Below are 21582 nucleotides of genomic sequence, written 5' to 3' on the forward strand. Positions count from 1 at the left end.
AGGGGCCTGTCGGGCCTCCGCCAGGCACCAGACTCACTACGCCAGGGGTGGTCAACTTTTCGATTAGCAAAGTGGTCAACTTTTCGCTTGACAAACACAACAGTGTCGGCGTCGTTTCGAAATCAATTAGTCAGGAACACATTCATGTCGATTCTATCGTGGCCAGCTACAAGTGGATGACAAGTGCCCCGATTCGACATAGGGGCGGGGAATGCATCCCAACGATCAAGAATGGAGGCCGATGATTTTGAGGAACTCCCATCCGATGTTGTTGGGGATTTTACGACGGATGTTGACAACAAAGATTGTTTAAAACGGAAAGGAAAAAAGGAACGAGAGGATTTGTGTTATCTGTCCTATGGGCAACTACGATGTCAAAGTTGATGTCACAATCCACGATTCTTAGAACCTTAACGTTCTTAAAATGGTGCACTGGAATCTGCGAAAATAAAAAGCCCACCCCTTTCCCGGCGCCAACCATGTAAATCCCGGTTTGGGTGTCTCGCACATAGAGGGTTATATTAGGAGAAAAACCATTTCTCAGGCAAAGGTCTACGACGTAGTCAACGATCAAGGGAGCTGCACTGCGCTCCAGCATAATAAAGTTCTCGCTTGCAAGCTCACGAATGCAAACGGCATCTTGATTGGCGAGGAAATGTTCCGATGGCACGACAACTTGCAATGTGTTGTCTTGGACTCTTGTCCATTCGATGTTTGGCATGGAGTGCAAGCACACCGCAGACGTGAAGATGACGTCGACATCCCCCTCCATCAGAAGACGGTTGAGCTCACCGAAGTTACAGTTGACTAGTGAAAAGTCGAGATAGGGATGCCTTGATGATAGCGCTTTCAGAGCGTCGCCAAGCAATGAATTGTCAAACGAACCATGATAGCCAATGCGCAATGTACCTCTCACGTCCAGTTTGGTTTGTCGTATCCTCTCGGTCAAACTGTCACAGCGCTTAAGAATTTCGTGGCCCTCGTCAAGCAGAATGCGACCCGCTTCAGTCAATACAACTGCGTTTTTATTGCGTTGAAAGAGTTGAACACCAAGTTCATCCTCTAGGCTCGCAATTTGCCGACTCAAAGTCGGCTGTGAAACAAACAAACGTTCGGCAGCCTTCGTGAAGCTGCCACTCTCAGCAACAGCGATAAAGTATTTTAGGCTTAGTAAGTTCATTCGGATCACCCCTTGGTGCGCCCTTCCCTTGGGCTCATCCCATCCCTATCACCATCATCATACGCCCATGCTTGTTGCACTTCGAACTTGAATTTGGTTTCTCCATTTTCGAAGATTTGTACATCGATATCTACACGAAAACGCTGCTGTCAACACGGGGTGAAGTCTTTCTTGATGCTCAACAAGCCCATGCCGCACAAGGGCTCGTGATGGTGCAAAAGGCTTCTTTCGCAAAAACCGTCCCATCCGTCCTCGCAGAACCGAATGCCACACGCTTCGATGCATTCAAAAGCGGCTCGCCGTAAGGGACGATGTATCACGGCTGACCCCTCACGTGGTCCCCAACGCCCCCGAACCATCCTTTCGAATCGAATCTCGTTCGAAGACAAACCACGGTCCCTCAACAGCAAAATCCCTTGTGGCACAAGGGATTTCGGAACTTGCAGTATGATGGGCGTTGACGGACTCGAACCGCCGACCCCCTGCTTGTAAGGCAGATGCTCTCCCAACTGAGCTAAACGCCCTCTGGAGCTCCCAACCAGGCTTGAACTGGTGACCTCATCCTTACCATGGATGCGCTCTACCAACTGAGCTATGGGAGCATGAGCATATGGAGGGGAAGTTGGCAGGGGCGGCAGGATTCGAACCCACGACATGCGGTTTTGGAGACCGCCGTTCTACCAGCTGAACTACGCCCCTGCGCGGAAACTCGTGGAGGATGAACACAGTGCCACCCTCCACCGTCTGGAGCCAGCGACAGGAATCGAACCTGCGACCCACTGATTACAAGTCAGTTGCTCTACCTACTGAGCTACGCTGGCATTGTCGCGGCGAGGACTAATATAGCACGGGGCACCCCGGATTGTCAACCACCATTCGGCGCCAAATCCATCGCGGCCGACGCGCAGCATATTCCTCGCCTTTCCCCGCCTCACTCCGCCGATGCATCAGCCTCCGGGGCCGACTCCGGTTGCACCAGCGACACCGGACGCATCGGCGCAAATGTGGAAATCGCGTGCTTGTAAATCAATTGCTGCTTGCCGTCTGTCTCCACCACAATGGTGAAGTTGTCGAATGCGCGGACCAAGCCGCGGATTTGAAAGCCGTTCACAAGGTACACAATGACCGGGATGCGCTCCTTGCGCACCTGATTGAGAAATGTGTCCTGAATGTTGACCGACGACTTCGACATGCTACGATTCACTCTCCAATCTGCAGGTGCTGGATCTATTCGCACTCCACCACCCGATATCCTGCAAAAAGTGGTCGATAGATGCCCACAAACGCGCGATCTCGTCCTTTGGAAATTGCCCGTCCTCACCCTTGGCAAACCAGCGCACCCGCGGGTCGTGCCGGAACCAAGACCACTGGCGCTTGGCGAAGCGCCTCGTGCTCTGTTGTATGATGCGAATTGCTTCTTCCTCCGATACCGAACCGTTCAAATACGCAACCACTTCCTTGTACCCGATGGCCTGCATCGCAGTTCCTTCCACAGGCACGCCCGCTTGCAGCAGCCGCCTCACCTCATCCGCCAACCCACGCCGCCACATCGTCTCCACCCGCGCATCGATGCGTTTGTACAGCGCCTCGCGCGGCATGGTGATTCCCAACACCAGCGCCTCATATCGCCCCTGACGCGGCGTCCAATCGTAGTCGGCGGACATCCCGCGTCCGCGAAGCAGGGCTACCTCCAGTGCGCGAACAATCCGCTTGCGATCGTGAGGGTGGATCATCTTCGCCCGTTCCGGATCCCTCGCGCAGAGTTCCTCATAGAGCCGCTGCAATCCCTCTTCGTTCGCCCGGCGATCGAGGGCCGCGCGCAGCTCTGCATCCTCCGGCGTCTGCGAAAAGTCGAGATCGTCCAAGAGCGCGCGGACATACAGTCCCGTGCCGCCACACACCACGGGAAGCCGGCCTCGCGCGAGGATGTCGTCGATGACGCGATCGGCCTGCCGCTTCCACTCCGCAACCGTAAACTTCTCCGACGGGTCCGCGATGTCGAGAAGGTGATGCGGGACGCCGCACATCTCCTCTGGCCGAAGCTTCGCAGTGCCGATGTCCATGCCTCTGTAGATCTGCATGGAGTCCGCCGAGACGACCTCCCCACCGTACTTGAGCGCGATCTCGACACTGAGTTCGCTCTTTCCCACGCCCGTCGGCCCGACCACGCAGATCATCGGTTGTTTTTCGATCATCCCGGCCTCCTCCATACACCGTACGCGAATCGCCCGGTCGTGCGGTCGGGCTCGAGGCCAAGCGCCTCAAACACGCCGGACTTCGGGCGCTCCTTGACGATCACGGCTCGCCGCGCAACCCGCTTGGCTTCCTCCAATGCTTCTCGCGCAAGGGAAGCTTCCCAGGCGACGGGTCGAATGGGCCGCATGTGCGTGGATTCGCGGACAGGCTCGCGGAACATAGGGTCGAAGTAGACGACGTCCACGCTTTGGTCGGGCTGCGATCGCAGCCAGTCGAGGTGATCGCCATGAATCAGGTGGACCCTCTGCAAGAGACGAGCTTCGCGCGGGTGCGCTTCTGAACCGTAGGCCTGTACGGCGCGCAGGAGCCCGTACAGCACGGGAGAACGCTCGATCCCGACCATCCGCCCTTCCGGCCCCACCGCCGCCGCGAAGACCAGGGCGTCGGTGCCGAGCCCGATGGTTGCATCGACGACGGCGTCGCCCGGCCCGATCTCGGCGAGCGCGATGAGGCGATCGGATTCGCCTTGTTCGAGCCGCTTGAGCCGTTGGTGCGCCATGCTCGGATGAAAAAACAGTGGGTGCTCGACGCCCCGCACGTGGATCACGGCGGGATCGGCCGCCACGACGACCGCGTCCGCGTCTTGCAACAACTGGGCGAGGCTCCTTCCGCCACGGGGCACGAACGTGGCGCCAAACCATGTCGCCATCTCGGAAGCGCGAGAAACCTGAATGGGCGTGGGGCGCAACGAGGTGGTGACGACGATGCGCATCTGGGTTTCCTCCGCCTCTTTCAAAGGATCCTCCGAAACGACTTGGCCAAGTCCCGCTCCGTCATCCGCACGAAGATGGGGCGCCCGTGAGGGCAGTGGTACGGATCGCGGGCCCGCGCCAAACGGCGGCACAGCGCCTCCATCTCCGGCATGGTGAGGGGATCGTGCGCCTTGACGGCAGCCTTGCAAGCTCGGGTCGCCAGGCGATGCATGACGTCGCGCACGGTCCCGCGAGGGCCCATCGACGCGAGATCGTCGAGCGCGTCGCGCAGGAGAGCGGCGTAGTCCAATCCCTGCCACGAATCGGGAATGGTACGAACGACGACCGTGTGGGACCCGAATGGGTCAATCTCGAAACCGAGGGCTCCGAGCTCATCCCGGCGCGCCATGACGTCCTCGAAAGCGGACGGCGCGAGCGAGATCTCGAGCGGCGTGAGAAGCGGCATGGGTTGAGCCGCCCCTTGCTGCCAGGCGTCGAGCAGATCCTCATAGAGCACGCGCTCGTGTGCCGCATGCTGATCGATGATGTACAGGTGGTGCCCGTCCTCTGCCAGGATATACGTGCGCAGGGCCTGCCCAATGGGCCGAAGCCGCCAGTCCACGGGCCGCTCCTCTTGCTCGCCCGATGGGCAAGGGTCTGAGGCCACCTGAGGGTTCGCGCCGGTGTCCGCCTGTGCGGCCGAGGATTCGCGCACCGCGAGCGCGCGGTCCCATGCCTCCTTCGGCGGGACGGACCGGTCTTCGCGTTCACGCCAAGACTCCGAGCGATTCATCCGTTCGAATGAGCGCCCTTCGGCTCCAATGGGTGATCTGGTGCGGCCTTCACCCTGCGGGCGCACACCGTCTTCAGGAAGGTCCAAGGGCAGAGCGGCGCCCTGCGGCGCGCTCGCGCGCAAGCGCGGCGCGGCGGTGAGCATGGCGCGGTCCAAGGACGCGCGCACCGCGGATTCGACGAGATCGCACACGTCGCGCTCCTCGCTCAAGCGGACTTCCCACTTTTGCGGATGAACGTTCGGATCGACCAGGGTAGGATCCATCTCGAGGTACAGCGCGTAGACCGGGTATCGTCCCACCATGAGGCGCTCCCCGTAGGCGCGCTCGACCGCCTGCTGCACGGCGGGATTGCGTACTGGGCGACCGTTGATGAACAGGTACCCGTGTTGACGCGAGGACCTGGCCTGCGTTGGCCGCCCCACATACCCCCGCAGGGCGTAGTCGTCTGTGGCGCCCTGAACCTCGAGCAACATCCGCGCTTCGCCTACGCCGTAGAGCGCCGCCCACACGTCCCGCGCGTCGCCGCGCCCCGGCGTCTGGAACAGGACCTGGCGCTCCGTGCGGCACACGAACGCCACCTCGGGATGGGCGAGGCTTTCGCGCTGTACGACTTCCACGGATCGAGCCTGTTCGGTCTGTGCGCTGCGCAGATACTTGAGGCGAGCCGGCGTGTTGAAAAACAGGTCCCGCACTTCGAGCGTCGTGCCGAAGGGCGCGCCGACGGGCTCCGGCGGATGAATCTCGCCGCCTTCCACGCGTACCAGGACGCCGCTTTCTTCCCCACGCGCCCGCGTGACCAGCCGAACGCGCGCGACCGAGGCAATGGCCGCGAGGGCCTCGCCGCGGAAACCGAGCGTGCGAATGCGGGCGAGATCGCGGGGTTCGTGCACCTTGCTGGTGGCGTGGCGGTGAAAGGCCAGGACGGCATCGTCGGGCGACATGCCCTCCCCGTCGTCGACCACCGTGATGCTGGCGATCCCGCCTTCCGCGAGCGACACCTCAATCCGGCTCGCGCCGGCGTCGAGGCTGTTTTCCACGAGCTCCTTGACGCACGATGCGGGGCGCGCCACCACCTCCCCCGCGGCGATCTGATCCGCCATGACCTTTGGCATCACCTGGATCTTGCCCATCCGACGAGATCCCTCGCTTTCTCGGTGGCCTCGTGCAAGACCTGCATCGCCTCGAGCGGTGTCATGCGCATCACGTCGTAGCGCGCGAGCCAATCGACGAGATCGCGGTAAGGGCCCGCAAACAGGTCGAGCGCGACGGGCTCATGCTCGCGCACTGGAGTCTCCTGGCGGCGCATGTCGTTTGTGTTGGCCTTCGCGACGGCCACCTCGGGCTCGGCCTCTCTCGCGGCGAGCAGCTCCATGGCGCGCCGGATGACGCGATCCGGCAGTCCCGCGAGCCGCGCCACCTGAATCCCGTAGCTTCGGTCCGAAGGGCGCATCACCACCGTGTGCAGGAACCGAATGCCCTGCTCCGTCTCCTCCACGGCCATGGACTGGTTGCGGACGCAGGAGAATCGCTCCGAAAACGAGATGAGTTCGTGATAGTGCGTCGCAAACAGCGTCAGAGGTTTGTCCCGCCGCTCAGCCAGATCCTCCAGCACGGCCTCCGCGATGGAGAGCCCGTCGTAGGTCGACGTACCTCGCCCAATTTCGTCCAACAACACGAGACTTCTTCCGCTCGCCGCGCGCAAAATCTCGGCCAACTCCGTCATCTCGACCATGAAGGTGCTCTGGCCGCGGCTGAGATCGTCCGACGCGCCGATGCGGGTGAAGACGCGATCGACAATGCCTATCCGAGCCGACCGAGCTGGCACGTACGAGCCCATCTGCGCGAGGATAGCAATGAGCGCCGCCTGGCGCATGTACGTGCTCTTGCCGCCCATGTTGGGTCCGGTGAGGAGGATGATGGGCGTGTCCTGAGTGAGCACAAGGTCGTTCGGCACAAACGCTGAACCGATGGCCGCCTCCACCACCGGGTGTCGGCCTTCGCGGATTTCGATCCCGACCTCCTCCGTCAACTTGGGCCGGACATAGCCGCGCTTGACGGCCAGTTCCGCCAAGCCGGCGAGCACGTCGATGGTGCTCACGACCTCCGCGAACCGCTGCAGTTCGCCCGCCTGCTCCCGGACGCGATCGACCAACGACTCAAAGCGCGCGCGCTCGAGCTCCACCACCCGCTCGGCGGCCGTGAGCATGTCCGCCTCCCGCGCCTTCAGCTCCGGATGGGTGAAGCGTTCCCCTGCGGCGAGCGTCTGCTTTCGCTCGTAGTCCTCGGGCACAAGCGACAAATTCGCCTTGGACACCTCGATGTAGTATCCGAACACCTTGTTGTACCCGATTTTGAGCGACTTGATGCCCGTCCGTTCCCGCTCGTGCGCCTCAAACTCGCGCAACCATCTCCGCCCGTCCGACTGCAAGGACCGCAATCGATCGATCTCGGGATCGACGCCGTCCCGGAAGATGCCGCCCTCCGCCGCCGAAGCGGGCGGATCGTCCACCAATTCGCCACGGATGTGATCCGCGAACGGGCGAAAGTCGGGCAAGCCGCCGACGAGGTGTTCGAACAGTGAGGGCCCGCCCTTCGGCAACAGAGCGACAGCCGTTTGGCCCTTCTCAATGGCGTGGGCCAGTGCGAGGAGATCGCGAGGCGTGGCGCGGCCGATGGAACACTTGGCGAGCAGGCGCGACAGGTCGTGCATCCCCTTGAGCGATTCGCGGATCTCGGTCCGAAGCAGCAGATCGTCGGCGAGCGCCGCAACCGCGTCGAGCCGCTCCTCAATGGCTGCCCGGTCCACAAGCGGCCTGAGAAGCCACGTCCGCAACAAGCGCGATCCGGCCGCCGTCACCGTCTCGCGGATGACGTCGTACAGCGACATCCTTCGGTCGCGGCCGCTCCCCGCCGGAACCAGCTCCAGATGCTCGACGGTCCGCTCGGACAGCCACATGCGCCCCGGTTCCGAGAGCGGGCGCGGCGGCGCGAGATGCGTGAGCGGCGCCATCTGCGTATCGCGAAGGTATTGGAAGGCCATGTTGCACGCGGCCAGCGCGGGCGATCCCGCCCTCACGCCGAGCGCCTCCGGCGACGACACGCCGTAATGCACGAGAAACGCGTCTCCGGACGGACCGGGGACGCGCGTCACAACGGCTCCATGGCGATTCACCGATTCTTCGAGCCACGGCGGACAATCGCAGCCTGATGCGAGCAGAATCTCGCGCGGCCGGAACCTGGCGACGTGATCGCGCATGTCCTCCGCGCTTCCCGCCCCAAACCACACATCGCCCGCGCCGACATCGACGAGCGCAAGGCCGACTTCGTCACCCTCGAACGCGAGCGCCGCAAGATAGCGAGCGTCCGCTTGCTCGGTGACCGCCGTACCCGGCGTCACGATGCGCACAATCTCGCGGCGCACCAAACCCTTTGCGGTCTTCGGATCTTCGACCTGATCGCAAATGGCGACCCGAAACCCCTGCTCGATGAGCCGCTCGAGATACCCTTCGAGTGCGTGGTGCGGCACGCCGCACATCGGAACGCGCCCTGCTTCTCCCGCATCGCGCCCTGTGAGCGTAATGTCGAGCGCCTGGCTCGCGATCACGGCGTCCTCAAAAAACAACTCGTAAAAGTCACCCAGGCGGAACATCAAGAGCGTATCGTGCAGCTTCGACTTGATCTCGCGGTATTGCCGCATCATCGGCGTCAGGCTCACGAGTCGACCTCCTCATGCTCCGGCGCCCGCATGGCAGGAGCCTCCGCATCCGCCCGAACACCCGCCGCTGCCACAGACGCGCGGTCCCTGCTCGACGGGGAGCGTCCGGTGCAGTTCCGCCAGCATCACCAGAACGACCTCCTGCACGAGCCCGTTCAGTTCGTCCTGAGCCGCCTTGTATTGAAGGGCGACGGGGATGCCGTACAGGCGCTCCCACAGGGCGTCGATCTCCTGTTTCATCCGTTGATATTTCTCGTGGGATTCCCCGAGCCTGTCCCGCAGCGTCCACAGTCCGTTCGTCTTCTTCTTGAGCTCATCCAGCAGACGCTGTGCCCCTGTGTGGCGCTCCATTTTCGCACGCGCAGCCCAATAAGAGCGACACTCGTCCGACTGCCTTATCATCTCGGCAAGCTGGTCGGCCGCGGCCAAGATGGCGTCCGTGTCGACATGCGATTCCAGCGCAATCACGAGACCACCTCTTCCACCTCTGCGATCTCGCCCTTCAGGAGGAATGTCTGCGGCTCTGTCACGCGCACGTGGATGCGGCGCCCGATGAGCGACTTATCCCCGCGAAACAGCACGAGCTTGTTCGTCCGCGTGCGACCCGAGAGCACATCCGGATTCGTCTTGCTCTCCCCGTCCACGAGCACCTCGACCAGGGCACCGCGGAGCTTCTCGTTGTGCCGCCGGCTGATCTCGTTCTGGACCTCGTTCAGCCGCATGAGGCGCTCTTTCTTCTCCTCCATGGGCGTCTCGTCCTGCCAGCGCGCGGCCGGCGTGTTCTCCCGCGGCGAATAGATGAAGGTGAACGCGTTGTCGAATTCGACCTCCTGCACGAGCCGCAGCGTGTCCTGGAAATGCGCCTCCGTCTCTCCCGGGAAGCCGACGATGAGATCCGTCGTGATGGAGACGCCCGGAATCCTGTTGCGGATTTTTTCCACCAAGCGCAGGTAATACTCGCGCGTGTGGGACCGATTCATCCGCCGCAAGATCTCGTTGTTCCCCGATTGCACGGGCAGGTGGATGTGCTCCACGACATGCTCCGAGTCGGCAATCGCATCGATCAGTTCGTCGGTGAAGTTCCACGGATTCGACGTCGTGAAGCGGATCCACCCGATTCCAGGCACGCGGTTCACCTGCCGCAGGAGCTTCGCGAAGTTCGTGGTGCCGAGATCGACGCCGTAGTCGTTCACGTTCTGCCCGAGCAGCGTGATGTCCTGATATCCGTCGCGGACCAGTTCCGCCACCTCGCGCAACACATCCTCCGGGAGCCGGCTGCGCTCCACGCCGCGCGTGTAGGGCACGATACAGTAGGTGCAAAACTTGTTGCATCCATACTGAATGTTGACCCAGGCGCGCACGCGGTCCTTTCGCAATTTCGGCCAATCCTCGACCGTCTCCGGGGCGGTCTCCCACACCTCCATCACCGTCTCCTGGGACGCTCGGGCAGCCGACAGGAGCGCCGGCAGGCGATGAATGTTGTGCGTGCCGAAGACGAGGTCGATCCACGGATACTTCTCGCGAACCAGCCGCTGAACGCCCTTCTCCTGCGCCATGCAGCCGCACAGGCCGAAAACGAGCTCGGGGTTCTGCCGCTTGAGCGGCCGCAGCCGCCCGATCTCGCCGAACACCTTTTCTTCCGCGTTCTCGCGGACCGCGCAGGTGTTGAACAGGATGAAGTCCGCTTCCTCGGCCTCGGACGTCGGTTCATAGCCCATCGCCACGAGAAGGCCCGCCATGACCTCCGTGTCGTGTTCGTTCATCTGGCAACCGTAGGTCCTGATCAAAAACCGATACGGTTCCCCGTTCTTCTTGCGACCCACTCGGTGATCGCGCGTGAGCGCCTCGGCATCCAACGAGACGCGCACGGCTTGGTTTGGGCGGTGCGTCTGCCCAAACACCAGGCCCAGGCCCTTCTCGAGCCTGCCCTCACGCGCGAGGCGAATCAAATTCTCCATATTTCAACACTCCGTCGTCTGGAATGATGGTTTGCTTGTCTTGCACATCTAATCTTACATGATACCATAAGCAGTAAAGTGTATAAACGTGGTGAGGAGATTGCCGTGTCGGATAAAGTGAACGTTCCCACCTTTGAAGTGCACGTGGCATTTCGCGATCACCCGCTGGACGGCGCCGTGGTGGCGCCCAATAAAAAATCGTACGCCAGCGACTTCCCGGAGATCGACGAAATTCTCCAATCTCATCGGGCTCTGCTGGTGTACGACAGCAAATGGCATTATATTCCGATCCACCAAATCCAATATGTTACAAAAGGGAAACAACGGTTCTTGCTGCCATGGCCGCTGGTTTAGCGGGAGAGGCGGGCGAGATCGCACAAAATCTCGATCACGCCCGCGCTCGCTCCACGCGCGATGTCGGGCTCGTCAAATCGCATGGGCTTCGCGTTCGCTTCAAACAACCAAGGATGGCCCTCTTCGTCCAGTCCCACGTCGATGGACATCTCGCGGACGTGGCCTGGCATGGCGCGCTCTATCGCAGCTGCGGCGGCGCGGCTGAAGGAGACGAGCCTGCCGTCCACCTCGTCGCTGCGTGTGCCAAACACCTGGCGGAGAACGGTCCATCGGTCGGCGATATGGCCGCCATTGGGGACGTGACTCGTGATGCTCGTTTCACCGCTCACGCGGATGCCGTAACCCACGACTCTCCAGTGAGTCCCCGGGCGCTGCAGCAGCACGCGGGCGTCACAAGGCCGCCCGTGAAAACGGATGACAGGCACAGCCGCTTGGATCACGTACGCGCCCGGGAACCGCGCCCGACGGAGCGCATCCTCCAAGTCCTGAAGCGTGTCGGCGGTAAAATGTTCCGCTCGTTCCGCGCGTTGCGCCCACACGTCGTACGCGTTACCGCGGCGGTCCACTCGCACGATGCCGCGCCCAATGCTTCCGCCCACGGGTTTCAGATACACGGACGAGTGATGGCGCAAGAGTTCGAGCACCGACTCCAGACCCGTGAACCTGCGCGTTTCCGGAAGATGCCGGTCGAGCCCTGCGCGCTGCACGGCCTCGTACACCTTCGCCTTGTTGAAATATTGGTGGTTGAAAAACGGAATCCCCATCGCTTGCAGAGCCGCGCGAGCGCGTTGCACCGCCGCGCTCGCTTCGAGCGCCCGGTTGGGAATCCGGTTGTACACCGCGAGCGGCCGGGGCAACCACGCCGATTTCCAATTGCGGTAACCCAAGCGCACGTATCCATGCCAGGAAGCGCTGTCGGTCACAGATCGCGGCGTGATCACGTACACCAGGATCCCCTTTTTTTGTCCAGCCGCAATGATATCCCGAAAATACAGCCGCGATCCGGCAAACCCGGATGGGTGTTCGGCGGTGAGAATGGCAAAGGCAGGTTCAAGATGACGTTCACCGGTGACTTCTCCCCCCGCCTCGCACAGCAGGACATCCCCATGATATCGCTGACGCATGACCCACACCTCACGTGACGTGCCTGACTAGAGGCTTCGAACCGCCGAGGAAGCCACCCGCTTGGAACCCTGCGTGCGCCTGAGGGGCACGCCCCACTCCTGCCGAACATCCACCATCTCATCCCACGTCTCCCCGCGCTCGATCATGTTGAACAGCGGCTCGATGGCCTGCTGATACTGGGGATAGGCCGGATGTGCGCGGACGGCCTCGAGATTGCGAAGCAGGATGGGACGGAGCGTCTCCCGGTCGGCGTTGTAAAACGCAATTTGAAGCTGCGGCGAATAGATGTCGTAGAGCGGCAGCTCGCGGTAGTGACGGGCCACCAGGTGCGCCAAATGGAACGCGGCGCGAGTCGCCACTTGGCTGCACACGAAACTTGCGGGCGTCCGATACTCGAATCCTCCGTGCGATTTCTGGCGAACATCCCCGAGGAAACCGTACTTGGGGCGCCGCCACTGCGCGCGCACGGGATCCTCGACGGCCATGAGCGGCAGTCCGACGTAGTGATCGAGCGCACGCACCAACCGGGCACAAAGCGGAGGGCCGGAGAAATGAATGTGACCGCCGGTGCAATACGGGCGAAAGGGCGCGCTTCCGGCCCTCCACTCGACCCCCGGTCGATTGATGGTCTCGCTCGCCTCTTGCATCAACGCGCGCAGATTCTGAACCAGCCCATCGGGCGATGGATCGGGCGAAGGCCGAAGTTCCATCAAGGGCAGGCGTCGGCCATCGAAGTTGACGCTGCGGTCGTCGCAACCGATGTGGCCTTTGCGCGGAAAATACTTGCTCGCGAGCACCATCTTCCCCTGTGGATTTCTCAACATCAGCTCCACGTCCGCCCCCAGGGTGACAGACGGCGGGCCCGCTCTGCGCCACTCCTCTTCTCGCTCGACGAACCGCTGGATGGCGTCACGGTACAACTCCAGCAGACGCCCCTCGAGGATGGGCGCGGCGCTGACGTCCAGCACCTGGAGAAAGCCGCGATCGGACACGCCGATGGAGACGAGGCCGAAGTCAAGCCCCAAGGCGTGTAACGTGCGTGTGGCGAGGTACGTCGCTCGCCGCGTCTGCCCGTCGCCGTCCAGCGGCACTTCCTCGAATGAATCGTGAATCCGCGCAATGCGAGAGGACGTCCAGTCCACGCCCGAGTCGGAACGGAAGCAGCCAATCGGCACGAAGTCAAAAATGGGGATCCGGTATTGGCGGCTAAAGGAGGTCGGCATTCCTTCCCGGTTGACGCGCGGCGCGACGCGCACGCCGATTCGCCGAAGAAACTTGGCCATTTGCGCCCGGGACGCAACGCGGCGCTGGGCTTCGCTTCCGTTCAATACCGTCCCCTGAGCCGGATCGCTTTCCTCCATCATCCCCCATCGGACCAACACGTCTCGATCCGTCATCCGATTGCTCGCCGTGTACCTGGAGAGGCGAGGCACGCTTGCCATGAGCCGTCTGGCCGATGGCTGGTTCTTGAACAAAAGGTAGTACGCCATCTGCACTCCCCCCTGGTCCGGCGCGGGCTCACGACGGTTTCCGCGCGAGAAACAGCGCGTATTCGATCGGCCGCCGGAACGAGAGTTCGACCAAATCGTCGCGGCCGCTCGCCGACGCAGGTGCCTTGCGCGGCTTGGAATTGACCTCAATGACCCACACGAATCCGCGCCGGTCCACGCCGAGGTCGATACCGAGCTCCCCGAAGGTGCGGCCCGCCCCGGCCTCCACGGCCTCGGCGACAGCTTCGCCGAGCCGTCGAATCGAAGCCCGCACGCGCTTTTTCGCGTCGTCGGGGAGCGACCCGAGGGCGCGCTCCAGCGGCATCGCCCCCCCGCCGGTCGTGAGGTTGGACGTAAAGTCCCCTGATTTCGCGACGCGCGCGAACATCTTGGTGCGCTTCCATGCGCCGGTCCCGTCGCGCTGGAGCAGGATGCGGACATCGACCGGCCTTCCGTCCAACGCGACGAGATCGATACCCTGCTGCCAAATATACGGCCGCCGGCGCAATTGCGTGCGGAACATCTGCACGGCGTCGGCTGGCGAATGCGCCGCACCGCGGACCACGACTTCGCGCGATCGCTTCCACTCATACGACACGGAACCGTCCTTCTCGAGCTCGAAGCGGACGATGCCGAGGCCGAGGCTCCCGTGCAGAGGCTTCAGGAAGGTGACGGGATGACGGGCGATGAAGGCCGCGCCTTGCGCGAGGGACCGATGGCGGATGGTCTCGGGCAGGTGCGATCGCACAGGCGAACGCCGCAGCCACTCGTAGATCTGCCATTTGTCAAAAAATCCGTCGTTGAAGAACCGATCGCCGTACGCCGAAGATAGCGCTTGGCGAATGGATCGATAGGACTCGTTCCGCTCCAGTTTTCGGGAGACGAGCTGATCATAAATGACGTCCGGGAACGGATAGACCCGATCCACCCACCGGTTGTCGTGTCGCGTGAATCCGCGGATCCGCGACGCCTTGAGGTCCACGTCCGCAAGTCCGAACACGAACGCGTCCGCCCCGAGCGACTGCGCGATCTCGACCATGCGCCGAATGCCTGCCATCTGATCGGACTCTCGGAGCGTCTCCCGGCGATCGTCCCAACGAGGGTTATCGAGAATGCCAATGAGCGGCCGCTGCGCCATCTTCATCACCCCTCGCGCTTATCCGCCGCGGCGCTGTTGAACCTGGATAGCATATTCCAGTAGGGCCTCCAGTGACAGACGGTGCAAGCCCAGATCGAGTCGGCGCAACATCTTCCTCCCCGGGGTGGGATTCAGCTCGATGAAGTAGACGGCCCCCTCCTCATCGACCGCGAGATCCACGCCGACCTCGGCATACGAACCGAAGCGCTCGTACGCGAGGCGCGCGACCTCGAGGGCGACGTCATCCAATTGCTGCACCAGATCGCTCGCCGCACGCGCCCCGAACGCATCCGTCAGCGCGGATTGAGCGGTGCAAGGCTCGCTGCCCGTGTGAATGTTGGTCGTGACGGCGTGCGGCCTGCCGACGCGCGCGACCCTCGCAACGATGCGCGGATGCCTGGCGTCGCAGATGAGCCAGCGCAGATCAAACGGCCGGTCTCCCATGCGGGCCAGAGCGATGGTCTCCTGCGCGACGGACGGCAGCCAGGTTCCCGGCCACACGCGCGCGAGTTCAGACGCCATGTTTGCGAAGACGGGGTCCCCGCCCGTCGCCGGCCAAATTTCGATCCTGCCCTCCCGTCGGCGGACATGGTGAATCCCTTGGCCCTGACTCCCGTTCAGCGGCTTGATATACAGATCGCTTTGGCGGGAGAGGAGCGCGATCACGTCCTCGATGCGAGCGCACAGCCAGGTCCGCGGCAAGTGTGGTTTCAGCCGCTCGTGCTGGCGCAACCAGGTGTAGACCTTCCATTTATGCCCGCTCTGAAGCGGCAGTGTATGTAGAAGCCCTTGGCGGCGAAGCGCAACGAGTTCCCGCGCGGCCAACGCAGGCTGGCGGCGAAATACGCCCGAACGGCGGAGGACCACGCCGAGATCGGCGCACGCAGCCAGCGACCATCCTGTGCCCGTATGGACGTGGGCGCGTCCGGCCGAGAGATCGCCCGGCGTCAGAACCTGCACATCCACGCCGCGATCGCGTCCCAGGCGGGCGAGATCGGCGAACAACTGCGTCTGTTCGCCAAACTTACGGGACCCCGCATACGGACCGTCCACGTAGACGGTGAGCCGCGTGCCTGTGTTGTCGTCCATGCGCGCACCTCCTTTGGACACAAAGGGAGGGGGCGTCGGCCCCCTCGAACGAGCTCGCTTCTTCAGTCTTCGATCTCGACTTCCTCGACCTGGCTTTCCTCTTCGAAGAAGTCCACGTCCTTCTTCTCCGCGAGATCGACGGTCACGACACACAGCTTCGTTTGACCGATGACTTCGACGCCGAGCTCTTTCTCGACGCGCACCAAAACCTCGGAACCGTTGCCCGTAAGCGTGGCGTCAAGGCAATTGGGGCTCTGAACGACGTTCACGCGGACCTCGCGGCTGTCTCGGACGCATGCGTCGTCGATGTCGCGCAGGGCGATCTGTTCCGTGTACGTGACGGTCTCTTTGGCGATGGCCGTGTCGGTGTTGCCATTGTACGAGTACCATACATTGATATCGAACCGGCCCCGGACCTCCACGTAGTCGCCAACCAACTCCGCCTCGTACACGTGGTTCATGACCCAGCAGCCCCCGATCGTGCTCGGGCGGTGCGCCGGGCGAACCGTGTAGGTGGTTTGAGAATACTTGTTCCCGCGCCCGCACACTGCGTTGGCCATGATTTCCCGGTAGCTGAGGTCTTTGCTGGACAGCACCATGCGGCTACCTCCTCTGTGCAGAATCGAGCGGACCTGCGCTCGCAGGGATCGAACCGATTGCGAGGCAAGGAGCCAGGCGGGCGAAATGCCCGAAGGCTTCTGCCCAGTCGCGCTCACAGCACATCGTATGCATGGGCGAATGGAGGTGCGCCGCGGCAGAGGGTGGTGTGGAAAAATTGGGCGATGGCCCACGGAAGAGGGGTCAAGGGGCGACTCGAAGCGGAGTGGCCATGGACTGTCGCGATCAAAAAAGCCGCCTTTCGGCGGCGCGTCTGGTCAACACGGCGAGGTCGCCGGCAACTGGCGCATGAGGAAGGCTTCAAAGTTTCCAAAGAGGAAGGCCCGCGCGAGCTCTTCGCCGTACCGATCGCGGAGTCGCTCCGCGAACTCGCGATAATCGCGGCTCGCAGCCAATCCAGGGATGTCCGCCGACGTGCCGTCGAAGTCCGACCCGAAGCCCACGTGACGGTGTCCACCCAGATCGAGCACGTGATCCAGGTGGCGGAACACGTCTTCGATCCCGACGGGATCGGGCGCAACAAAGGAAGGCTGAAAGGTCAGCCCCAGCCAACCGTCTCGGCGAATGATCTCGCGAATCACGTCGTCCGTCAAATTCCGGCGGTGCGGATGAACCGCTCGCGCATTGGCATGCGACGCCATGACGGGCCCGTCCGTGAGTCGCAGAATGTCGCGCACGCCGGCGTCGTGCAGATGGGCGAGATCGATCCACATCGACAAGTGCTGCATCTCCCGGAGCACATCGCGCCCAGCGCGCGTCAGCCCTGCGCCGCGCAGTTCGCCGCAGCCGTCGGCGAGCTCATTGGCGTCGTTCCAGGTCAACCCCACGCCGCGGACGCCAAGTCGATGGAGCACGCGGAGGATCTCGACACTGCCGCGCAGACAGCCGCCGCCTTCGAGGGATAGAATGGCCGCCATCTGACCCTGCTGGCGGGCGGCTCGCAGTTCCTCCTTCGAACGCACCGCCCGCACATCCGCCAGGACGGCGATCTGTTGGTAGAATGCATCGATTTGTCTCAAAACCACCGCCAATTGCGTGTACGAATCAAGGGACGGATCGACGTACAGCGCGAACACTTGTGTGGCGACACCGCCCTCGCGCAGAGAGTGATAATTCGCCCGAAGTTCCGGCGTGTCGTCCAAAAAACCGACGCGGCCCTCCGCCAGCTTCATCAAAACATCGACATGCGCATCGGCCACAAGCATTCGCGCCACCGTTCGTCATCCTTTCTCAACGAGGCTCTACGAGCAGGCGAATGGCGGTTCGGTCTTCGCCGTCAATTTTGATGTCGGTAAAGGCGGGCACACAGATCAGGTCGATGCCGCTCGGAGCGACAAACCCTCGCGCAATGGCAACTGCCTTCACGGCCTGGTTCAGCGCCCCTGCTCCAATGGCCTGAATTTCTGCCGAACCTTGCTCGCGCACGACCCCCGCCAAGGCGCCCGCGACTGAATTGGGATTCGACTTTGCCGAGACTTTTAACACATCCACGGTGAAATGACCTCCTCTGTTCCGTCGGCAGTAGGACACTATACGATATTCGCCTCCAATCCCATTATGCCAACGGACAGGGGAGGTTCTCGGCGGGCGGCGAATCGCGCGCACGCGCCGCGAATTCGCCGTGTTCCCAGATGAATAAAAATAGGGCCAGCGCTCGGCTGCCCTATTTTGCGTATTCAACGGCTCTAGTTTCTCGAATTACCGTCACTTTGATCTGGCCGGGATAGTCGAGTTCATTCTCGATCTTCTTCGAGATCTCCTTCGCAACCAGCGCAGACTCAGCATCGTCGACCAATTCAGGTTTTACGATAATGCGGATCTCGCGACCCGCCTGAATGGCATAGCTCTTTTCGACACCTGCAAACGAATCCGCGATGTGTTCGAGTTTTTCCAGGCGTTTCATGTACACCTCGAGTGTCTCACGCCGCGCACCAGGGCGAGCGGCCGAAATGGCATCGGCTGCCGCGACAATCACCGAGATAGGCGACGTGAACTCCACATCGCCGTGGTGTGCGGCGATGCAGTTGATCACGACGGGATGCTCCTTGTACCGGCGTGCGAGATCGACGCCGATCTCCACATGGGATCCCTCCACCTCGTGCGTGACCGCCTTCCCGATGTCGTGCAACAGTCCCCCTCGGCGCGCAAGGGCAGCGTCCAAGCCGAGCTCGGAAGCCATCATTCCCGCGAGGTGCGCCACCTCGATAGAATGTTTCAGGACGTTTTGACCGTAACTGGTGCGGAAACGCAGCCGACCAAGAAGTTTCACCAGATCCGGATGCAGGCCGTGCACATTCGCGTCGAACGTCGCCTGCTCGCCCTGCTCGCGGATCACGTCTTCGATTTCGCGCCGCGCCCGCTCGACCATTTCCTCGATGCGCGCAGGGTGAATGCGCCCATCGGCCACCAGCCGTTCGAGCGCGATTTTCGCGATCTCGCGGCGAATGGGATCGAAACCAGACAGGATGACGGCTTCCGGCGTGTCGTCAATAATCAGGTCCACACCCGTGAGCGACTCCAGGGTTCGGATATTGCGCCCTTCCCGCCCGATGATGCGCCCCTTCATCTCGTCGTTCGGCAGATTGACCACCGTCACGGTGATCTCGGAGGCGTGATCCGCGGCGCACCGCTGGATGGCATTGGCGACAATGTCCCTCGCCCTGCGGTCTGCCTCTCGCTTCGCCTCCTGCTCAATCTGCTTGACCAACAGCGCCGCATCATGGCGGGTCTCGCGCTCGACTTGTTCGAGGATGAGCTGCCGAGCGCTCTCCCGCGTCAAACCGGAAATCCGCTCAAGTTCCCGGACCTGTTCTTGGCGCAGAGCCTCGGCCTCCTCCTTCAGCGCCTGAATGGCCATTTCTTCCCGGCGGAGCTCCTCGGTCTTCTGCTCCAGAACTTCGAGCTTCTTATCGAGCGCCTCCTCCTTTTGCAGGATGCGGCGCTCCATTCGCTGAATCTCGTTGCGTCGTTCGCGCAGCTCCTTCTCGGCCTCCTGCCGAATGCGGTGAGCCTCTTCCTTGGCCTCCAGCACCGCTTCCTTGCGGCGAGCCTCGACGTCCCGCTGCGCGGCCTCTATGATTTCCAACGCGCGCGCTTCCGCGGCGCCAATCTTGGCCTCGGCGACCATGCGCCGGACCACGTACCCCACACCTAAACCAATTCCCAAACAGACAAGCGAAACCACAATCAACAGCCAGACTGCGACTTCCAATGAGGCGCCTCCTTGCTCCGGTCGACGATCACCTGTTCGAAACCGAACCATGACGTCTTCGAGCTAGAGGCCGTAGGTGATACGCACTTTTATTCTACGTGTTGTTTCAAAACGGTGTCAAGAAAAGGCGATTAAGCCCATTCGCCGCCCGAGTCAGCCGCGAGGCGCTCGACGGCGCGCCGCACCGCCTGCCGCGCCACACCAGGCGAAAATCCCTTTCGCACCAGATGCGCCAGCGCCCGACGCTCAACCGCGTCCGCTTGGGGCACGTCGGTCTGGCGGCCTGCTGTGCGCCGCAGGTACTTTTCCGCCACCCTCAACGCGGCCTCCTTCTCGCGCTCGTCATCCACGCACGCCGCAAGCGATTGTTCCACCAACGCGGCGGGGGCTCCTCGCGCCCTCAGCTTGGCGCGCATTTCGCGCCGGCTTCGCGCGCCGGTCCAAGCTTCAACGCGATCGCGCACGAGCGTTTCATCGTCCACCAGGCCTTTGTCCCGCAACCGAGCCAGCGCCCCATCGACGATCTCAGGCTCCCAGCCTTTTCGCGCCAACGCCCGCCTCAACTCGCCTTCGAAACGCGGCCGGACTTCGAGCAACCTCAGCGCTTCGCGAAACGCTTGCGACACCCGTGCTCTCGATGCGATTTCGGCGTACTGCCCCGGCGACATCCTCATCCCCATCTTGAGGCCGCAATCCACCCAGTCCTCGGGCGTCAAATAGAGCGACGGCGCGCCTTCGAATTCGACGCAGAGGAAGGGCCGCCATTTACCGGTGGCCTCGCTGCGGCGGACGAGGACAATCGCTTCCTCATCAGAAGGCGTCCAATTCGTCGAATGCGTCATCATCCGCATCCTCCGCAGCAGCGGCGACCAGCGGCTTCGCCGGATTCACATGGAAGTATTCGCGAACCGCGGACTCAATCTGCTCGGCGATTTCCGGATGTTCCTTCAGGAATTGCTTGGCGTTCTCTCGCCCCTGTCCGAGCCGCTCCTCGCCGAAGGAGTACCAGGCGCCACTCTTCTGGACGACATCGATCTCCGTGGCGATGTCGATCAAGCTGCCTTCGCGGGAAATTCCCTCTCCAAACATGATGTCCACGTCGCATTGGCGGAAAGGCGGCGCCACCTTGTTCTTGACCACTTTGATCCGCGTCCGCGATCCCACCACGTCATTGCCCTGTTTGATGGCCTCGACGCGACGGACCTCGAGCCGAACGGAAGCGTAGAATTTCAGCGCGCGGCCGCCGGTTGTCGTTTCGGGATTGCCGAACATGACACCGACTTTTTCGCGAATTTGGTTGATGAAAATGGCAATGGTCTTGGATTTGCTGATGGCGCCCGCCAGCTTGCGCAAGGCCTGCGACATCAGCCGCGCCTGCAGGCCCACGTGCGAGTCGCCCATGTCGCCCTCGAGTTCGTTTTTGGGAACCAAAGCCGCGACGGAATCGACCACGATCACGTCCACGGCGCCGCTTCGCACGAGAGCTTCCGCAATTTCCAGCGCCTGTTCCCCCGTGTCGGGCTGAGAAATGAGAAGTTCATCGATGTTCACGCCAAGCTTCTGCGCATAGACAGGGTCCAGAGCGTGTTCAGCGTCGATGAACGCCGCCTGCCCCCCCAATTTCTGAACCTCAGCGACAACATGCAGCGCCACCGTGGTCTTGCCGGACGACTCCGGCCCGTAAATCTCCACGATACGGCCGCGCGGAAGTCCGCCGACCCCGAGCGCGATGTCGAGCGCGATGGATCCGGTCGGGACGGTCTCCACCGTCATCGCCGCGGCCTCGCCGAGCCGCATGATGGAACCCTTGCCGAATTGTTTCTCAATCTGCCTCAAGGCTTGTTCCAAAGCCGCCTTTTTGTCTCCCATGACCCACCATCCTTCAAGATCTCGGAAACGCGCTGCGCGAGCGCATGCCGCGCGGCGCTCGAACATCGAAGGTATTCGAGAACGCGTGCAGGA

19 protein-coding genes and 4 tRNA genes are annotated in these 21582 nt (G+C 62.3%); 1 reads left to right on the plus strand and 22 read right to left on the minus strand.

Features of this window, described 5'->3' with window-relative positions:
• Positions 1–280: 280 nt before the first annotated feature.
• From J3481_RS04115 to miaB, 12 genes are all read right to left on the minus strand, one after another.
• Positions 281–1180 (minus strand): LysR family transcriptional regulator, encoded by a 900-nt coding sequence (locus J3481_RS04115; RefSeq protein WP_206830714.1) that lies wholly within the window; start codon positions 1178–1180, stop codon positions 281–283.
• Between the two features lie 451 nt (positions 1181–1631).
• A tRNA-Val gene (locus J3481_RS04120) sits at positions 1632–1704 on the minus strand.
• Positions 1705–1706: 2 nt separating this feature from the next.
• Positions 1707–1782: transfer RNA gene (locus J3481_RS04125), tRNA-Thr, on the minus strand.
• A gap of 21 nt (positions 1783–1803) precedes the next feature.
• Positions 1804–1879, minus strand: a tRNA-Trp gene (locus J3481_RS04130).
• A 46-nt stretch (positions 1880–1925) separates the two neighbouring features.
• A tRNA-Thr gene (locus J3481_RS04135) sits at positions 1926–2001 on the minus strand.
• 110 nt (positions 2002–2111) lie between these two features.
• A complete protein-coding gene (gene hfq, locus J3481_RS04140; protein WP_206830715.1) occupies positions 2112–2372 on the minus strand; it encodes an RNA chaperone Hfq in 261 nt (86 codons plus the stop codon).
• 1 nt (position 2373) lies between these two features.
• Positions 2374–3375 carry a tRNA (adenosine(37)-N6)-dimethylallyltransferase MiaA gene (gene miaA, locus J3481_RS04145; protein WP_206830716.1) on the minus strand — a complete coding sequence of 334 codons (1002 nt, stop codon included), beginning with the start codon at positions 3373–3375 and terminating at the stop codon, positions 2374–2376.
• Positions 3372–4148 carry a class I SAM-dependent methyltransferase gene (locus tag J3481_RS04150; protein WP_236011148.1) on the minus strand — a complete coding sequence of 259 codons (777 nt, stop codon included), beginning with the start codon at positions 4146–4148 and terminating at the stop codon, positions 3372–3374. Before J3481_RS04150 ends, miaA begins: the two co-directional genes overlap by 4 nt.
• A gap of 20 nt (positions 4149–4168) precedes the next feature.
• Complete coding sequence (gene mutL / locus J3481_RS04155) at positions 4169–6052, minus strand: DNA mismatch repair endonuclease MutL (RefSeq protein ID WP_236011150.1); 1884 nt, start codon at positions 6050–6052, stop codon at positions 4169–4171.
• A complete protein-coding gene (mutS, locus tag J3481_RS04160) occupies positions 6034–8637 on the minus strand; it encodes a DNA mismatch repair protein MutS (RefSeq protein ID WP_206830718.1) in 2604 nt (867 codons plus the stop codon). Before mutS ends, mutL begins: the two co-directional genes overlap by 19 nt.
• Positions 8638–8649: 12 nt before the next feature.
• Complete coding sequence (locus tag J3481_RS04165) at positions 8650–9105, minus strand: RicAFT regulatory complex protein RicA family protein (protein WP_328702034.1); 456 nt, start codon at positions 9103–9105, stop codon at positions 8650–8652.
• On the minus strand, positions 9102–10595 hold the full coding sequence (gene miaB, locus J3481_RS04170) for a tRNA (N6-isopentenyl adenosine(37)-C2)-methylthiotransferase MiaB (RefSeq protein ID WP_206830719.1): 1494 nt from the start codon (positions 10593–10595) through the stop codon (positions 9102–9104). The genes J3481_RS04165 and miaB overlap by 4 nt, the downstream gene beginning before the upstream one ends.
• Before the next feature lie 105 nt (positions 10596–10700).
• Here miaB and J3481_RS04175 point away from each other — a divergent pair, with 105 nt between their 5' ends.
• Positions 10701–10949, plus strand: a complete 249-nt coding sequence (locus J3481_RS04175) for a hypothetical protein (protein WP_206830720.1) — start codon at positions 10701–10703, stop codon at positions 10947–10949.
• Here the strand turns inward: J3481_RS04175 and J3481_RS04180 are convergent.
• From J3481_RS04180 to recA, 10 genes are all read right to left on the minus strand, one after another.
• Complete coding sequence (locus J3481_RS04180) at positions 10946–12073, minus strand: YheC/YheD family endospore coat-associated protein (protein WP_206830721.1); 1128 nt, start codon at positions 12071–12073, stop codon at positions 10946–10948. The two genes, J3481_RS04175 and J3481_RS04180, sit on opposite strands and share 4 nt — an antisense overlap.
• Positions 12074–12100: 27 nt before the next feature.
• The gene (locus J3481_RS04185) at positions 12101–13564 is read right to left on the minus strand and encodes a putative amidoligase domain-containing protein (protein ID WP_206830722.1); all 1464 of its coding nucleotides are present in this window, start codon (positions 13562–13564) and stop codon (positions 12101–12103) included.
• 28 nt (positions 13565–13592) lie between these two features.
• A complete protein-coding gene (locus tag J3481_RS04190; RefSeq protein WP_206830723.1) occupies positions 13593–14702 on the minus strand; it encodes a YheC/YheD family endospore coat-associated protein in 1110 nt (369 codons plus the stop codon).
• Between the two features lie 18 nt (positions 14703–14720).
• On the minus strand, positions 14721–15791 hold the full coding sequence (locus J3481_RS04195) for a YheC/YheD family protein (protein WP_206830724.1): 1071 nt from the start codon (positions 15789–15791) through the stop codon (positions 14721–14723).
• A gap of 62 nt (positions 15792–15853) precedes the next feature.
• Positions 15854–16390, minus strand: a complete 537-nt coding sequence (gene cotE / locus J3481_RS04200) for an outer spore coat protein CotE (RefSeq protein WP_206830725.1) — start codon at positions 16388–16390, stop codon at positions 15854–15856.
• Positions 16391–16666: 276 nt separating this feature from the next.
• Positions 16667–17614 (minus strand): dipeptidase, encoded by a 948-nt coding sequence (locus tag J3481_RS04205; protein ID WP_206830833.1) that lies wholly within the window; start codon positions 17612–17614, stop codon positions 16667–16669.
• Positions 17615–17639: 25 nt separating this feature from the next.
• Positions 17640–17900 carry a stage V sporulation protein S gene (locus tag J3481_RS04210; protein WP_008340016.1) on the minus strand — a complete coding sequence of 87 codons (261 nt, stop codon included), beginning with the start codon at positions 17898–17900 and terminating at the stop codon, positions 17640–17642.
• Positions 17901–18072: 172 nt separating this feature from the next.
• Positions 18073–19620 (minus strand): ribonuclease Y, encoded by a 1548-nt coding sequence (gene rny, locus J3481_RS04215; protein ID WP_206830726.1) that lies wholly within the window; start codon positions 19618–19620, stop codon positions 18073–18075.
• 131 nt (positions 19621–19751) lie between these two features.
• Positions 19752–20465 (minus strand): regulatory protein RecX, encoded by a 714-nt coding sequence (locus J3481_RS04220; protein ID WP_236011152.1) that lies wholly within the window; start codon positions 20463–20465, stop codon positions 19752–19754.
• Positions 20431–21489, minus strand: a complete 1059-nt coding sequence (gene recA, locus J3481_RS04225; RefSeq protein WP_206830728.1) for a recombinase RecA — start codon at positions 21487–21489, stop codon at positions 20431–20433. Before recA ends, J3481_RS04220 begins: the two co-directional genes overlap by 35 nt.
• Positions 21490–21582: the final 93 nt, after the last annotated feature.

It is taken from the genome of Alicyclobacillus fructus (genome assembly GCF_017329605.1).
GTDB lineage: Bacteria > Bacillota > Bacilli > Alicyclobacillales > Alicyclobacillaceae > Alicyclobacillus > Alicyclobacillus fructus.

Excerpts from the sequence above, each read along its gene's own strand:
- J3481_RS04115 (WP_206830714.1), bottom strand. The coding sequence starts at position 1,180 with ATGAACTTACTAAGCCTAAAATACTTTATCGCTGTTGCTGAGAGTGGC.
- hfq (WP_206830715.1), bottom strand. The coding sequence starts at position 2,372 with ATGTCGAAGTCGTCGGTCAACATTCAGGACACATTTCTCAATCAGGTG.
- miaA (WP_206830716.1), bottom strand. The coding sequence starts at position 3,375 with ATGATCGAAAAACAACCGATGATCTGCGTGGTCGGGCCGACGGGCGTG.
- J3481_RS04150 (WP_236011148.1), bottom strand. The coding sequence starts at position 4,148 with ATGCGCATCGTCGTCACCACCTCGTTGCGCCCCACGCCCATTCAGGTT.
- mutL (WP_236011150.1), bottom strand. The coding sequence starts at position 6,052 with ATGGGCAAGATCCAGGTGATGCCAAAGGTCATGGCGGATCAGATCGCC.
- miaB (WP_206830719.1), bottom strand. The coding sequence starts at position 10,595 with ATGGAGAATTTGATTCGCCTCGCGCGTGAGGGCAGGCTCGAGAAGGGC.
- J3481_RS04180 (WP_206830721.1), bottom strand. The coding sequence starts at position 12,073 with ATGCGTCAGCGATATCATGGGGATGTCCTGCTGTGCGAGGCGGGGGGA.
- J3481_RS04185 (WP_206830722.1), bottom strand. The coding sequence starts at position 13,564 with ATGGCGTACTACCTTTTGTTCAAGAACCAGCCATCGGCCAGACGGCTC.
- J3481_RS04190 (WP_206830723.1), bottom strand. The coding sequence starts at position 14,702 with ATGGCGCAGCGGCCGCTCATTGGCATTCTCGATAACCCTCGTTGGGAC.
- J3481_RS04195 (WP_206830724.1), bottom strand. The coding sequence starts at position 15,791 with ATGGACGACAACACAGGCACGCGGCTCACCGTCTACGTGGACGGTCCG.
- cotE (WP_206830725.1), bottom strand. The coding sequence starts at position 16,390 with ATGGTGCTGTCCAGCAAAGACCTCAGCTACCGGGAAATCATGGCCAAC.
- J3481_RS04205 (WP_206830833.1), bottom strand. The coding sequence starts at position 17,614 with ATGCTTGTGGCCGATGCGCATGTCGATGTTTTGATGAAGCTGGCGGAG.
- J3481_RS04220 (WP_236011152.1), bottom strand. The coding sequence starts at position 20,465 with ATGATGACGCATTCGACGAATTGGACGCCTTCTGATGAGGAAGCGATT.
- recA (WP_206830728.1), bottom strand. The coding sequence starts at position 21,489 with ATGGGAGACAAAAAGGCGGCTTTGGAACAAGCCTTGAGGCAGATTGAG.